This window comes from Cyclobacterium sp. SOCE241 (assembly GCF_056867545.1).
Map to the genome: position 1 here is coordinate 62,941 of NZ_CP149779.1, position 16,256 is coordinate 79,196.

At 39.6% G+C, this 16,256-nt stretch carries 9 protein-coding genes and 1 pseudogene; 9 read left to right on the forward strand and 1 reads right to left on the reverse strand.

What is annotated here, in order from left to right:
- Positions 1 to 383 precede the first annotated feature (383 nt).
- Together WG932_RS00290 and WG932_RS00295 are read left to right on the forward strand one after the other, a co-directional pair.
- Positions 384 to 3,623 (forward strand): SusC/RagA family TonB-linked outer membrane protein, encoded by a 3,240-nt coding sequence (locus WG932_RS00290; RefSeq protein WP_483086502.1) that lies wholly within the window; start codon positions 384 to 386, stop codon positions 3,621 to 3,623.
- 29 nt (positions 3,624 to 3,652) lie between these two features.
- The gene (locus WG932_RS00295; RefSeq protein ID WP_483086503.1) at positions 3,653 to 5,236 is read left to right on the forward strand and encodes a SusD/RagB family nutrient-binding outer membrane lipoprotein; all 1,584 of its coding nucleotides are present in this window, start codon (positions 3,653 to 3,655) and stop codon (positions 5,234 to 5,236) included.
- A 150-nt stretch (positions 5,237 to 5,386) separates the two neighbouring features.
- Here WG932_RS00295 and WG932_RS00300 read toward each other — a convergent pair.
- Positions 5,387 to 6,801 (reverse strand): annotated as a pseudogene (locus tag WG932_RS00300) (sulfatase-like hydrolase/transferase).
- Positions 6,802 to 6,970: 169 nt separating this feature from the next.
- Here WG932_RS00300 and WG932_RS00305 point away from each other — a divergent pair.
- From WG932_RS00305 to WG932_RS00335, 7 genes are all read left to right on the forward strand, one after another.
- Complete coding sequence (locus tag WG932_RS00305; RefSeq protein ID WP_483086504.1) at positions 6,971 to 8,527, forward strand: sulfatase family protein; 1,557 nt, start codon at positions 6,971 to 6,973, stop codon at positions 8,525 to 8,527.
- Between the two features lie 49 nt (positions 8,528 to 8,576).
- Positions 8,577 to 9,929, forward strand: a complete 1,353-nt coding sequence (locus WG932_RS00310) for a nucleoside hydrolase-like domain-containing protein (protein ID WP_483086505.1) — start codon at positions 8,577 to 8,579, stop codon at positions 9,927 to 9,929.
- Positions 9,930 to 10,051: 122 nt separating this feature from the next.
- Positions 10,052 to 10,384, forward strand: a complete 333-nt coding sequence (locus WG932_RS00315; protein ID WP_483086506.1) for a hypothetical protein — start codon at positions 10,052 to 10,054, stop codon at positions 10,382 to 10,384.
- The gene (locus WG932_RS00320) at positions 10,333 to 11,166 is read left to right on the forward strand and encodes a hypothetical protein (RefSeq protein WP_483086507.1); all 834 of its coding nucleotides are present in this window, start codon (positions 10,333 to 10,335) and stop codon (positions 11,164 to 11,166) included. The genes WG932_RS00315 and WG932_RS00320 overlap by 52 nt, the downstream gene beginning before the upstream one ends.
- Positions 11,167 to 11,177: 11 nt before the next feature.
- Complete coding sequence (locus tag WG932_RS00325) at positions 11,178 to 12,035, forward strand: heparinase II/III domain-containing protein (protein WP_483086508.1); 858 nt, start codon at positions 11,178 to 11,180, stop codon at positions 12,033 to 12,035.
- Between the two features lie 247 nt (positions 12,036 to 12,282).
- The gene (locus WG932_RS00330) at positions 12,283 to 14,124 is read left to right on the forward strand and encodes a sulfatase family protein (RefSeq protein ID WP_483086509.1); all 1,842 of its coding nucleotides are present in this window, start codon (positions 12,283 to 12,285) and stop codon (positions 14,122 to 14,124) included.
- 72 nt (positions 14,125 to 14,196) lie between these two features.
- A complete protein-coding gene (locus WG932_RS00335; protein WP_483086510.1) occupies positions 14,197 to 15,972 on the forward strand; it encodes a sodium:solute symporter family protein in 1,776 nt (591 codons plus the stop codon).
- The last annotated feature ends 284 nt before the right edge of the window (positions 15,973 to 16,256 follow it).

Sequence of the window (16,256 nt, forward strand, 5' to 3'; positions counted from 1 at the left end):
TTTATGTATGTTTAAAAAAATAATCAAAATTATTCATCCTAAATTCTTCCACCTGTATTGGAATTAAAATATAAAATTATTAACTAGTACCTGTACTGTTAAATAAAATTATAAACAAAACTAAATTACTTATATGAGAAAATGTATTTAAAAGAATGACCAAAAACGAAAAATTAAAGGGTAGGATAGCCTATTCTTTAGTGAAACAACTCTAAACACTACAAAATCAAAAACATGAAAAATGAAAAAATCTACTAAAAACTGGCTTTGCAATAAAAGGAATATCAACTTTTATTCAGGTTATTGCCTTAGTATTTCTATTGATTTCTGTACCAATTTACTCCAGTGCTTTTGGTGCAATAGTCAATTCAAAAAATGAAGATTTGAGGGAATACTTAGTTGTTACTGGAAAGGTGGTTGACACCAATGGTGAACCTCTGCCTGGGGTTACCATTACGGTGAAAAGCTCTAATATTGGTACCGTTTCAGACATAGAAGGGAACTATTCGATAGACGTTGCAGCCAATGCCACGCTGGTATTTTCATATATAGGTTTTGAAACCCAAGAAGTAAATGTTGGGAATCAAAGCACCATAAATATTACCCTTAATGAAGATATAGGGGATATGGATGAATTCGTAGTTACCTCTTTGGGTGTGCCTAAGGAGCCTAAAGCTCTTGGTTATGCAACTACTACCATTAAATCTCAAGAATTGGTGAAGGTGGGTACTCCGAATATTGCTACCTCTTTGTATGGAAAAGCACCCGGTGTTAGAATTCAATCCGGTGCTGGTGGAGCTACTTCGGCTGTTAATATTACCATACGTGGTATCAATTCCATCACAGGAAGAAATCAGCCTTTGATTATTTTGGATGGTGTGCCTATCCGAAATGAAGAGGTGACGAACAATAATTATTGGGGCGACCAGAGATTGCGTGGAAACGGACTTCTTGATATCAACCCGGAGGATATTGCAGAATTGACAGTGCTCAAGGGAGCTTCCGCTGCGGCGCTGTATGGTTCTGAAGCGGTTAATGGAGTGATCATGATTACAACAAAAAAAGGATCAACCAAAGGATTTAGAGTGGATTTTAATGCCAATATTTCAATGGATAAGATTGCTTATTTGCCAAGGTATCAAAACGTTAGAGGGCCAGGTGCTCCCAATCATGTTTTTGATGTGGGGCAGAATGAGGACGGTTTTTTCACTTATGAAGATGGCACCCTTGGCTTACCAAATACTAGCTTAAACTTTGGACCTAAATTTGATGGTCGCATGGTATACGGTTGGGATGGGGTAGAGAGACCTTATGTGGCACAGGAAGATAGTTATGCTGCTTTATTTAATGATCCGGTTAATTCACAAGTAAACGTTGCCATATCCAATTCAACCGATGTCGCAGATTTTAGATTATCATTGACACGTCAGGACAATGAAGCGTTAAGTTTAAACTCTAAAAACAGCAAAAATATCGCTAACCTGAACTCTACATTTAGAATTTCTAAAAAAGTGCGTACAGACTTGATGATAAATTACATCAACCAGTACACTGCCAACAGACCTTATTCAGTTGACCGTCTGATTAATAATTTTGGTGGTATGATGTCCCGCTTTGATAATGGAGCCTGGTATCTGGATAAGTACAAGACCAGTAGGGGTTACCGTTATGTGACAGGGAATGGTCAGAGTTTAACTCCTGATGAAAACATAACCAGAAACGGATTTATGGGTGCCATAGGGGACTATGTTTGGAGGGTGAACGAACACCAGGCTTCAGAACTAAGTAACCGTGTAATTGGTAGCATTACCAACCATTACAATATCACGGAGGAACTATTTTTGAGGGCAAGGTTATCAACAGATTTTACTTACCGAAAAAATGAAAATGAAACTTCTTCTACCAGGCCATTGGCATTTGGACCTTCTGGTGGCTTTAGTATGTCGAATGAAATCTTTAGCATTTTGTATGGAGACTTGTTATTAACTTATAGGAAGAAACTAACTGATGAGGTGACCTTAAGTGCCATGGCGGGATATACAGCCAATAAAGAATCCTATTCTTCAATTTCCAGAGGAACCAATGGTGGCCTAAGTACAGAGAACCTATTTGATATTGTGGCTTCTGTCAACCTTCCAAATAATGGCTCTAGTAGAACATCACAAGTAATAGATGCTGCACTTGGAACGGTTAATTTCGATTATAAAGGGTTTTGGTTTTTAGAAGGGACGATCCGACGAGACCGTACGTCTACTATGAATCCGGATAACAATGCCTTTGTTTATCCATCTGCCAATACCAGTTTTATTCTTTCTGACGCCATTGAATTACCTGGATTTATTAACCTTGCCAAGATAAGAGGTTCCTGGGGTATAGTGGGTAATTATCCGGATGTTTATAGGGCTAATATTGCCTATAACCAAAATACATTGGGAGTTCAGCAGACAGGCGGATCACCTGTGTTATATACAAACATTTCAAGTAGTTTTGGTAATGACTTGATCAGGCCTGAGCAGAAGCACGAATTTGAATTTGGCTTCGAAAGTAGATTTCTTCAAGGAAGGTTAAACCTTAACTTCTCTTACTATAACGCACAGATTAGAGATCAAATTCTGCCATTGACCCTTCCATCTACCGCAGGAGCCAGTTCTGTTCTAGCTAATATAGGTACACTTAGAAATAAAGGTATAGAAATCAGTCTTGACGGAACAGTTTACAAAAGCACTAATCTCGAGTGGACAGCAGGAATTAATTTTTCACGCAATAAAAACGTGGTTGAGAAATTGGCCAATAATGCTACAGAGCTTTTGCATGCAGATTATGATGGCAATGCAGCCCAGTTAAGGTCTGTGGTGGGGCGTCCCATGGGAGATTTCTATGCAAGACCTATTGAAACCAATAGCAATGGTGAAAAAATAGTCCAACCAAATGGATTGTATAAAATCGACCCTAACAGTTGGATTCGTGCAGGTAATGCCATGCCAAAAGCTGTGGGGGGTGTGTTTAATACCCTAAGTTACAAAAACTTCACCTTTGATGTAATGGCTGATTTCCAAATAGGCGGACATGTAATGCCAACCGGTGTAAACTGGATGATCAGTAGGGGGCTTACTGAGGAAAGCTTGAAATATATGGATACTGAAAGTGGCGGTTTGTCATATTATGTGAATGCCGATGGACAAGGTGTGCAGACTAGCGATGGTCAAGGGCCCAATGGAGAAGAAGTTTACCACGATGGGATGTTGATGGATGGTGTAACTTCAGATGGAAACCCAAACACGAATGTAATTTCGCAAGCCTTATATTACCAAAGTACCTACAACTGGGGAGGTCCACAATATAGCCAAGCTAGGTATGAATTGTATATCAAGGAAAACACCTACTTTAAGTTAAGAGAATTATCTATTGCTTACGATTTGCCATCACAAATAGCTTCTAAACTAGGTGCATCTAGTCTTCAAGTGTCCGCTTTTGGTAGAAACTTGTTTTTCTTCTACAGAAACTTAAAGGATCTGGATCCGGAAGTCCTGACAGGTGGTTCAAGGTGGGCACAAACACTTACCAGTGCAGGTACCAACCCTGCCACACGAAGTATGGGTCTTATGCTTAGGGCAAGATTCTAATAGTTGTTTACTCTAAAACTTAAGAAATTATGAAAAATAGATTAATAAGCTTTTTACTTGTCCTTATTGTAGGCATTTCGGGATGTGAATATTCGGAGTTTGAAGACAATTATGCTGACCCTTCAAAAGTGTCTGAAACATCTGTAGATAAACAGTTTACAGGTTTTATCATTGCCAATAGGGAGTACGTTCTTCCCAGTTACTGGAATTACTTTGTGGTGTTGAGAATTACACTTAACAGGTATACCCAGGCTGTAGGATGGGCTAATGAAGAAAATCAGTATGTACCGGGTTCGGCGGCAATAAATGACAGGTGGAACAATTACTATCAGTTCTTGGCCCAATACAGAGAACTGGAAAAAGTATACAATGGGCTTTCAGAGCTCGATAAGCAAGATAATAGGATCTATATGATTACAGCTGCTACTTACCTCTATGACCATACCCAAAAGATAGTGGACCTTCATGGAGCCATTCCTTTTTCTGAAGCAGGAATGCTAAGTACCAATGGTGGTGATTACAGCATGTCTTATCCAGGATATGATGAACCGGAAGCCATTTACACTAAAATGTTAGATGATTTGGCTGGTTTTGCTGACGAACTGAGAACAATGGATATCAACCCTGGAATCCTTACAGGCTTTCAGACCCAAGATTTAATCAATAGAGGGGATATCGATATGTGGTTAAAATATATCAATTCATTAAGGTTGCGAATGTTGAATAGGGTAAGTGCGGCTCCAAATTTTGCATCTAGAGCTGCGACAGAAATTAGGGAGATTTTATCTAATCCTACTAACTACCCCGTTGTGACAACCAATGATGAAAATATTACCTTTCGTATTTATCAATTGGGTACGCTGATAAGTGCAACAAGCTGGCAAGGTGGTTTGGAAGATTGGAATGGAAATGTTGCAGGGAAAGAAATCGTAAATCATATGCTTGATAATAATGATCCAAGATTGACATACGTTTTCGAGCCTGGTGAAGATGCAGAGGGCGAGTATATGGGGCTTGATCCATTATTGAATGGTTCTGATCAAACAGACCTAATCGGTACGAATACACTTACGATCTATAACAGGTCTACCCTTAGTCGAAACCAGTATTTTCCAGGTATGTTAATCAATGCTTCTCAGGTTCATTTGATTGCCTCAGAATTCTACCTCAAAGAGGGACAAGATGCCAATGCCATGATGCATTATGAAACGGCTATTAAGGAGTCCATTGATTATTATGAAATGTTGAGAGGGATGACCAATACTACCATTTCACCTGATCCTGTGGTTCCATCAGAAGATGATGTGATGGCGTATTTATCAGAAGATGAGATTAGCTGGAGTATGGCATCTTCTGAACTGGAAAAAATGAAATTGATCGCTAGACAAAGATGGTTACATTATAATGTAGTGCAGCCTCATGAAAACTGGGCAGAAATCAGAAGGAACGACGTGTTGGGTCTTGAGTTTTGGGAAGATCAGTCAAATCAGCAATCCTTACCGCCGAATAGATGGATTTACCCTGGGTCTGAGCAAACTTATAATACCGAAAATTATGAGAGGGTTCAGGCAGATGACGTGCTTTCCAGAGAACTTTTCTGGGATGTTGATTAATTGTAAATAAATTAGAAGAGCAATGGTTATTAAAAAATTGCTCAATTTGATAATAGGGGTGGCTGTTTAAGCCACCCCTTTTTATCAAATTGAGTTCAAAATGATTTCCCTGTCTTGATATGCAATAGTACTGCTATTTCTAAGTGTATTTTAATTAGGGCTTGAAACTTCATTTTCCCAGAATTTTAAAGAACGGGTAAGGTTTTCGAATGTTTCAGGGTAGGCAGATTTCACATTTTTCTTTTCAGAAATATCCGTGGAAAGATCAAATAACAAACCATCTTTGTTTTTTTCATCAAATAAAATTTTCCAATTTCCTTTTCTTGCCGCTTTAGCTTCAGGTGTTTTCCAAAATACGGTTCTTTCAGGCATGTCTTTCTTTTGCGTGAGAACGTTCAGAAAGCTTGTTCCATCCAAGGCATGGTTTCCATTTTGATTTGGCATAGGGCTGCCAATTATTTCTAGAAGGGTAGGCAAGATGTCCATACTCATCAGGGGTGCATCAGAAATTACGTTTTCCGGTATTTTTTCCGGCCAATAGGCAATGGCCGGAACTCTGTGTCCACCTTCATAGAGGTCTCCTTTCTCCCCTCTCAGAACGCCATTCGATCCCACTTTTGGCCAGGTGGAGCCATCGTAATTAAGGTATTGCCCATTGTCTGAAGTGAAAAATATAAGCGTGTTTTTATCTAGGCCTTCTGCTTCCAAATATTCAACTAGCCTTCCTACATTTTTGTCTAGGGATTCAATCATTTCCTTTAAAATTTCAGGAACATCCTTGGGCTGGTGAGGACCCAATTTACTGTGAGATCCGGGTTTATTGCTGGTAAAATCTTCTCCTTGTATCCGGGTTTGAAGATTTTCATCATCCGGTGATTGCCAAGGGAAATGAACCCCAAGATGGGCCAGGTATAGAAAGAATGGTTGCTTTTTATGTTGCTTGATAAAGTCTATCCCATTTGAAGTGATCACATCTGTGGTATACCCTTTTTGAAAAGCCAATTGGTCATTGTGCCACCAGTCCGGATAACCGTAGCGATCGATTTTAGTAAAATAATCACCACAGCCGGAGGTTAGGCCTTTAAACGTATCAAATCCATACCGTGTAGGGTTGGCTTCAGGATGATTTCCTAAGTGCCACTTACCAAAAAGGCGGTTGCATAGCCAGCATTTTTCAAATAGTCTGCGATGGTTTTGGGTTTAGCATGGCTATTACTGTTTATACCATTTACACTTCCAACTCCTGGTTTTTGCCAGTAACCCGGTAAGGGATCTTCTATACCTACCCTTTGCTGGTAGCGTCCTGTTAACAATGCCGCACGTGTAGGTGAGCACATGGCGCCATTGCTGTGAAAATCCGTGAATAGCATTCCTTTTTGAGCCAAAAGGTTTAAGTGAGGAGTATTGGCTTTTCCACCATAATAACCACCTAGGTCTCCATAACCGATGTCATCAGCCAAAATGATGATGATATTGGGTGGTGTAGAATTTTGGGCATGAATAGAAAGAAAAGGAATGTGGAGGTTTAAAACAAAAATCAAGATATAAATTTGTATTTTTTTCATTTTACAGAGGGTAAAATTTTAATTTTTGCTGTTCTGGCATATTATATCATACCGAATTTTTGATGTTTAGGCCATTGTCTATGCAATTGAAAATGCGAGACGAAGTATGGTTTTGATATAAATTTTCTATATTGGTTATTTATAAAATCTTAAAGAAACCAAACCATTTATGAACTTAAAATTACCTGGTCAATTAACCTATATTTTTGGCATGTTGCTGCTATTGGCATCATGTGGCCCAAAAGAGATAAAAGAAGAAGAAAAAGCTGAAAACCCCAATATCGTTATCATTTATATGGACGACCTCGGTTACGGGGACATGAGTGCATATGATGCCGGGACATTGGAAACACCAAATATGGATAAATTGGCAGAAGGTGGGGTGAAATTTACAGCCGGCTATGCTTCTTCTGCTACCTGCTCTCCCAGTAGATATGCCTTATTAACAGGAACCTATCCTTGGAGGAATAAAGATGCAAAAATATTGCCCGGAACTGCCCCTCTGTTAATAGGAACAGATGAAATGACCATACCCAAGATGCTAAAAAGTCAGGGGTATGCCACTGCAGTCGTGGGTAAATGGCACCTAGGCTTGGGAGATGGTACTGTTAACTGGAATGAAAAGGTAGGCCCCGGCCCTAATGAGGTAGGTTTTGATTATTCCTATATAATGGCTGCTACGCAAGATAGGGTGCCTACAGTTTACCTAGAAGACGGAATGGTCCAAGGCTTGGACCCTAATGACCCTATTGAAGTGAGTTATGACAAAAACTTTGAAGGAGAACCTACCGGTAAGGATAATCCGGAAATGCTCAAAATGAAATGGCACCATGGACATAACAATAGCATCGTCAATGGTATTCCTAGAATAGGCTTTATGAAAGGTGGTAAAAAGGCACAATGGGTAGATGAAGACATGGCGGATCATTTCCTTGAGAAAGCCAAAGCATATGTCAAAAAAGACAGGGAAGAACCTTTCTTTTTATACTATGCTCTTCAGCAACCTCATGTTCCCAGGACGCCGCATCCAAGGTTTGAAGGTAAATCAGGTATGGGGCCAAGAGGAGATGTAATTCTTGAAGCAGACTGGTGCATAGGTGAATTTATAAAAACCCTGGAAGAAGAAGGTCTTTTGGAAAATACACTGATAATTTTTTCCAGTGACAATGGACCGGTTTTGAATGATGGATACTATGATGATGCAGATGAACTGGTTGGAGATCATACACCTGCTGGTCCGCTCAGGGGTGGGAAATACAGTTTGTTTGAAGCAGGAACAAGGGTGCCATTTATAAGTTATTGGAAAGGAAAAGCTCTACCGGGAACTACGGATGCTATGGTTAGTCAAATTGATATTTTTAACTCATTGGCCGCTATTTCAGGAAGTCAGGAAAGGACTAAAGATGGCAAGGATTTTTCTCAATTGTTCTTAGGAAGTGATGGCGAAGGAAGAGATGCCCTAGTACTTGAAGCCACTACCCGCACCGCTTATAGAAAAGGAGATTGGGTATTGATTCCTCCCTATAAAGGCCCTGCTGTAAATAAATTTGTGAATATTGAAATGGGGAATGACTCTGATTTTCAATTGTATGATTTAAGTACTGATTTGGAACAGCAAAATAACCTTGCAGAAGAAAATCCTGAAAAATTGAAAGAATTGTTGGAAGAGTTTATTGCCATCAGAGGTGAAGACTTTGTGGATACCAAAGGACTTGAGTTGAAGTGATCTTGAATGATTCCAGGATTTTGTTCTTAAGCACCAAAAAAATGACCAGATGCTAAAATTTATATCCATTTCTTTACCCATTATAGTATTTTGTTGGTTAGTGCCGGTACTGCTTCAGGCACAGGAAAAACCGCAAGTGATAGTACTTACTGATATTGGGGGAGATACAGATGATGAACAAAGCTTGGTTAGGTTTTTATATTATGCAGACCAGTTTGACATAAAAGCTGTATGTGCTACAAGTCGATTGGGGCATGGTCAGGACATCAAACCGGAAATTATTCAGCGCCAATTGGCAGCATATGGGGAAATATACCCCAACCTTATCCTGCATAAGAAGGATTTTCCTCACCCTGATATGCTTACAAAATTGATCAAATCGGGTAATGGTAACTCAGAGGCTTTTGGAGAAGGCTACGATTCCGAGGCCTCTGAGGCCATTATTAAAATTGTAGATAAGAGTAAAGCAATGGTCCATATTCCGGTATGGGGTGGACTGAGGGAATTGGCTCAGGCTCTCTGGAAAGTAAACAATACCCGTGGTAAAGAAGATATTGATGAATTTTGCAGAAAAATTCAAGTCCATGCAATTGGTGATCAGGATGGTCATAGAAATTACCTTTTAAAAAATTTTAAAGCTTTAAGATTTATTGCCAATGGCTACGCTTGGAATGGTTTTACCGGAATTAGAGAACTATCTGCCTTTAGGGGCATGTACATGACCGGTAACCAGCAAATGCAGGATGCACACTGGGTGAAAAATAATATTCACGGCAATGGACCATTAAGTGATTGCTACCAGCTAAACGGTCATGGAACTGACGGTATGAAAGAAGGAGATAGTCCCTCATTCCTTGGCTTGATTGGCAATGGTTTGAATGTTCCGGACCATCCTGAATGGGGAGGTTGGGGAGGTCGATACAGGTTGTTGTTTAACCAACTGTACATCGATGCACCTGATTTTATGGAAGGGACATTGAATGAAAGACATGGGGTGGCCCGGTGGAGAACAGCTTTTCAGTCGGACTTTATGGCTAGGGTTAAATGGGGCGTACTGACCTATGAAGAGGCCAACCACAATCCTGTAATTAATGTAAATGGACATAAGTCGAATGCACCTTTATTCCTGAAAGTTCAACCAGGAAAGGAATTGGAGCTGGATGCCTCCGCAAGTACAGACCCTGATGGGGATTCATTAACCTACAAATGGTGGGTTTACAATGAAATTTTTCAGCCTGTAAATCCTGTCGAGTTTAAAGCTTCTTCAGAAGAATCTAAAATTAAGATCGAGATTCCTCCTCTGCCTCCGGGAAAAGAATTGCACCTTATTTTAGAAGTTATGGATAGTGGTTTACCTTCAATGGTGGGTTATAAACGGGTCATTATTACGGCTGCAATTTGAATTTATTCCACCAACCTTTAATGGATAAGGAGGGATAATCGAAACACCCAATTTTGTGAAATAAGTCAAAAAATGCAGGAACTTGGCCTTCTGCAGATATAAAAAATTATAAGCCCAAATCTATGCCTATTGCTATGCCATCAATTATTCGTAAAATTTTATTGCTATTACTTTGCAGCGGTATAGTATTTTCGGTCTATTCTCAGGAAAATAGAAACTTGTTGACCAATGCTTTGAACAGAAAACAAGTAGCGGATAATTTAAATAGCACCAAACAATGGGTCAATTTTCCAGCTTACGAAGACAGAGATGCATGGAATCAAATTTCTGAAGAAGTACGAAAAGCCATAATAAATGGGGAGAGGCCTACTTGGATTACAATTGGCCAATTGTCAAGGCCAGCATGTACCTTGAGTTTACACGTACTGGTGACAGAACTAAAGACGCTGCCGTAAACAGTGCCAGGAAGAAGGCCCTTCAAGCGTTGATGATGGCCGAGCTAGTGGAGGGGAATGGTAGGTTTTTGGATGATTTGATCAATGGAGTTTTTGCTTTTTGCGAACAAACTTATTGGGGTGCCTCAGCACATTTTTACTTGTATGGATTTGAAGGAAGTATTGCTAAACCTACCACCATTTTGCCTGATATTGATGACCCAATTATAGATTTGATGGTTGGAGATATTGCAAATGATTTGGCTTGGACCTTGTATTACTTCCAAAATGCTTTTGATGGCATCAGCCCTGTAATAAGCAGAAGGCTTTCCTCAGAATTAAAGAAAAAAGTGTTGCAGCCTTTTTATGAGCGAAATGATTTTTGGTGGATTACTGGCTGGGGAGAAGGACGGGTGAACAACTGGACCCCTTGGTGCAATTTTAATGTGCTTTCCGTATTGTTACTAGTAGAAGATGATCCGATTAAAAAACAGGATGCGGTTTATAAATCCATGCAATCGGTGGATCTATTTATTAATTCTTATCCTGATGATGGAAGTTGTAGTGAAGGCCCTGCTTATTGGGCACATGCCGGTGGCAAAATGTTTGACTACCTGGAGTTATTGGACAAGGCTTTAGGAGGGAAAGTAGCTTCTATTTTTGATCATCCACTAATAGGGAATATGGGAAAATACATCTATAGGTCTCATATTAATGATGGAAGTTATTATATCAATTTTGCTGATGCGCCTTTAAAAATCAAGCATGACCCCGGAAGAATATTCAGGTATGGAAAAAAATAAATGACCCTGTTATGGAGAAATTTTCCACCTATTTGGCAAATAAAAGAAGTGAAGAGGATCTAGTAACTTCTGGATCAATAGTGGATAGGATTGGGAATGTATTTTTGCTAGGGGCTTTGAAAGAATTGCCTTCAGAAGCTCCTCAGGTTAAAGATTTCTATTTTCCTGACTGGGATGTGGTGATTGCCAGGGAAGAAACGAATGCCAAAGGCTTTTATTTTACAGCAAAAGGAGGAGATAATAACGAACACCATAATCACAATGATGTGGGTTCTTTTATGCTTTATTATGATGGGAAACCTGTATTTATGGATGTGGGAGTGGGTACTTATACTAGGCAAACCTTCAGTCCTGAGCGGTATTCCATATGGACCATGCAATCCAATTACCACAATCTACCACTTATTAATGGGGTGGCACAAAAGGCAGGTGGGGAATTTAAAGCCACAGGATCGAATTATCATCTTAAGAATAATCAGGTCTGTTTTCAGACAGATATTGCCGCTGCTTATCCTAAGGAAGCAGCAGTGAAAAGCTGGGAAAGGTCCTTTGAATTTAGGAGAGAAGATGGTTTAATCATTACAGAACATTTTCAATTGGAAAAAAATAAAAATTCAACCAGCTTTCATTTTATGAGTGCATTGCCTGTTGCCTTAAAATCTCCCGGCTTACTAGAAATTTCAGGAGAAGGATTTACAATAAATACTAGCTTTGACCGTAGTAAACTTGATGTTTCAATTGAGAGTATTCCCATCAAGGACCCTAAGTTAATTTCTAATCATGGCGAGCAATTGTATAGAATTGCTTTTAAATGGAAGGAAGACAGACTAAATGGGGACATTAGGTTCTCAATTAGTGCAAAAAACTAGGCGGAAACCTGAATTGCCCATGATTTTGTAACATGATAAACGAGAGCAAAGGCAAGGATGATGAATCAAACAATGGATTACTTTTTCGTTTTGCGCAAGCAACGGTTTATCCGGTCATCCTTAAAATAAGGGCAATAACATAATTTTAACCCTTATTTCAGTAATTAAGTGATTTTTTCAATTAGATTGTATCTTTATAAATTGATCAATGAAAAATATTACCTATCTCTTCCTACTTTTGAATTGTATGGCTTGTAATAATAGTCATAAAGAGGTGAGACAGCCAAATATTCTCTGGATATCTCATGAAGACCTTGGGCCGATATATGGAGCCTATGGAGACGATTATGCCAATACCCCTATTTTGGACCAATTGGCAGAAAAAAGTATAAGGTTTACCCAGGTGTTTTCAAATGCGCCCATCTGTGCCCCTGCACGCTCCACCTTAATCACTGGTATATATGCGAGCTCTCTCGGTACCCAGCACCTAAGGTCTGATATACCGGTTCCTGAACAAATGAAAATATTGCCGGAAGTTATGCGAGAGGCAGGGTATTATACGAGCAATAATGTAAAAACGGATTATAATTTTAGCTTTGAAGGTAGGTGGGATGAGAGCAGTAAAGAGGCACACTGGAGAAATAGGCCGGATGGTAAGCCTTTTTTTAGTGTTTTCAATTTTATGATTACCCACGAAGGACCTACAAATGCTTTACGCCCATCAGATACCTCAGGTCTTAAAAATTTCCATGATCCAAAAAAAGCTATTCTCCCACCTCATTTACCGGACAGTCCAAAAATGCGCGAAATATGGGCACATATGTATGATTTGCTTTCTGTATTTGATCAGCAAGTAGGGGAGTTATTAGGTCAATTGGAGGAAGATGGTTTACTGGATGAGACAATTGTTTTCGTTTTTTCTGATCATGGACATGGCCTACCGGGGCACAAACGTTGGCTTGACAATGCCGGTTTACAAGTCCCCTTTCTCTTGCATGTTCCGGAAAAATACAAAAACTTGGTAGGGAATATCGCTGCTCCGGAATCGGATAGATTGGTAAGCTTTGTAGATTTTGCACCTACGACCCTTGCGCTAGCAGGAGTTTCTGTTCCTGAAATAATGGAAGGGGTAAACTTCTTGGCAGAAGAAGAAAGAAAATATGTTTTTGGCTACAGGGACAGGGCAGATGATGTTTATGAGGTGTCAAGGTCAGTATTTGATGGAAGGCATCTTTATATTCGCCATTTTATGCCCCACTTGCCTTATTACCAGAATGCTTTAATCTTTAACAAAGGAGGAAGTTATGCAGAAATAAACAGGTTGCGGGAGGTAGGAGACCTTCCTGAAGCAACCAGAAAAATGTTCACTCCCAAGCCCGTTGAGATTTTGTATGACCTGAAGACAGACCCCTTAGAGCAGCATAACCTTGCAAATGATCCTAAATTTAAAAATAAAATAGCAGAATTGGCCGATAAGCTAGATGGATGGATGATAGAAAACCGAGATACCGGATTACTTTCTGAAGGCTTAATGATGCAACAGGCATCAGTAAATAATGCCAGTGTTTATGAGGTCAGTAGGGCCTATCCGGAAGCTGATTTCAAAGTAATTTTGAATGTGGCCAAAATGGTTGGTAAAATAAAAGATGTGTCCCAAGTAATGCCTTATTTGGAAAGTGAAATTGATGCTGTACGGTTTTGGGGTTTGGTAGGAATAGATGCTTATGAAGGTGAAATTGATGCAATTTTCAGCCAACTTCATGGTATGTTGTCTGATGAGGCCCCGGCCGTTGCCATCAAGGCAGCCGAAATTCTGATTAAACGAGAGGAAAATAAGCTTGCTTATAAAGTGTTAGGTGAAATGCTCTTATTAGCCGATGAAGTTCAAGTCTTACAAGCAGCCATTAGTGTCCGACAGTTAGGAGCCAAAGCGAATCCTTTAATCCCATTAATTAAGGAAGAAGTATTTCCCAAGTATTCAGGCGATATTTGGGGAAGGTATAGAAGTTGGAGTTACCCCATGTTTATAGGCATGGCTTTGGATCAGGCCCAGATTAATTGTGGGCTGGATATCCCCGTTAAAAAATAGATATTGTATGAACCCAAAATCAAACCCAAAATCATTTCATTGAAAATTAATCCCCACTCACAAATTTAAATTATGTTATTACAAGGAATTGATTGGTTGATATTGATTGCATTTTTTGCGGTCTCTCTGGGAATAGGTCTGTATAGTTCCAGGCAATCATCTAAGAATATTAATGAATTTTTTAAAGCAGGCGGCAACCTACCTTGGTGGATTTTGGGGACTTCTATGGTGGCCACCACCTTTTCTACAGATACGCCAAATTTAGTGACAGATATTGTAAGGAAAAATGGGATATCCGGAAACTGGGTGTGGTGGAGTTTTCTATTAACAGGAATGCTAACAGTATTTTTCTTTGCCAAACTATGGAAGAGGTCTGGAGTGTTAACCGATATAGAGTTTTATGAATTGCGTTACAGTGGCAAAGCAGCTTCTTTTTTAAGAGGGTTTAGAGCGATCTTTCTTGGCTTGTTCTTTAATGTGGTGATTATTTCCGGCGTTTCTTTGGCAGCAATAAAGATTGGCGGCGTGTTATTGGGAATTAGTCCCATGGCTACCTTATTGATTTCTGGTGTTGTGACAGTGATTTATAGTTCTTTAGGAGGACTTCGCGGAGTAGTTTTTACGGATTTTATACAATTTGTACTCTCATTAGCAGGAGCGATTGCTGCTGCTTGGGTAGCAGTGAGTCATCCGGCCGTTGGAGGGCTTGAAAACCTTGTCAACCATGAAATGATTGTAGACAAACTTGACTTCATTCCGGATTTGGCCAATAAAGAAATATTTTTGACCATCTTTCTTATCCCCTTGTTTATCCAGTGGTGGTCTGTGTGGTATCCGGGATCTGAACCAGGTGGTGGAGGCTTTATTGTTCAAAGAATGCTTGCTGCCAAAGATGAAAAAAATGCTTTGTCATCGGTTATGTTTTTCACCATTGTCCATTATGCCATCAGACCATGGCCTTGGATTTTGGTAGCCTTGTGTAGTATCATTGTTTTTCCGGATATGGCTTCACTAAGGGATGCGTTTCCTAATGCAGATCCGTCCATTGTTCAAGATGACATGGCTTATCCTGCCATGTTGTCTTTTATGCCTGTAGGCATTATGGGATTGGTGGTCACTTCTTTGGTGGCTGCCTATATGTCCACCCTGTCTACCATGCTTAATTTGGGGGCTTCTTATATGGTCAATGATTTTTACCTGAGGTTTATCAAGCCGGATAGCTCCCAAAAACATTTGGTGACCGTAGGGAGAGTGGCCACTGTAACGATAATGATTTTGGGTGGTTATGTAGCATTGCAACTACAAAATGCCCTGCAAACATTTAGTATCTTGTTGCAAATAGGTGCTGGAACTGGTTTGATATATATATTACGTTGGTATTGGTGGCGAATCAATGCCATGAGTGAAATTGTGGCCATGGCAGCTTCGTTTTTAACTGCTTTGTATTTTGCTTTTGTTCATGATGCTTACTTTGATCCCTTGGCAACCCATGAGGAATTAATTATTGGGATCATGGTTACCTCATTTTGTTGGATTTTAACAGCTTATATTTCTACACCTACCGATAGGGAAGTACTGATTTCATTTGTTAAAAAAACCAAAGCTCCCGGTCCTGGTTGGAAAAGGATACATAATTTTATGGGAAGTACAGGAGAAAAAGTAGATACAAGCGAATATTTTGATTTTCAAGCAGCGATACTTGCCTTCGGCGCAGGGGTTATAGGGGTGTTTAGCTTTTTGTTTGGTTCAGGAAATATTTTACTTGGTGACCCTCTCAATGGAATATTATTGATGGTCCTTGCCATAATTGCATTCTGGGCTTTATTTGCTTTAAGGAAACGATTCTAAGAATTAGTGTCCTTTGGGATGGTCATTTCTAACCCTTTTTTGGAGAGGGAAGCAGGGAAATGCTTTGGCCATCTCTTCTTCGGGTCTTGTACTTGTCGTTAAGAGAAACTATTCTTGCTTTAGCAAAAATCACTGCATTGCTGAAAGTTCAAAATCCCCCTTGACAAGGGAAAAAGGGGAACTTTTGTCCAAATAAACTCAACATTTTTTCAACCTTTTATTTAGTTTGCAGGTGGCTTTGTGGAGTCGAAGCCATTGGGTAATGTGTCCGAATCAGCTACTCC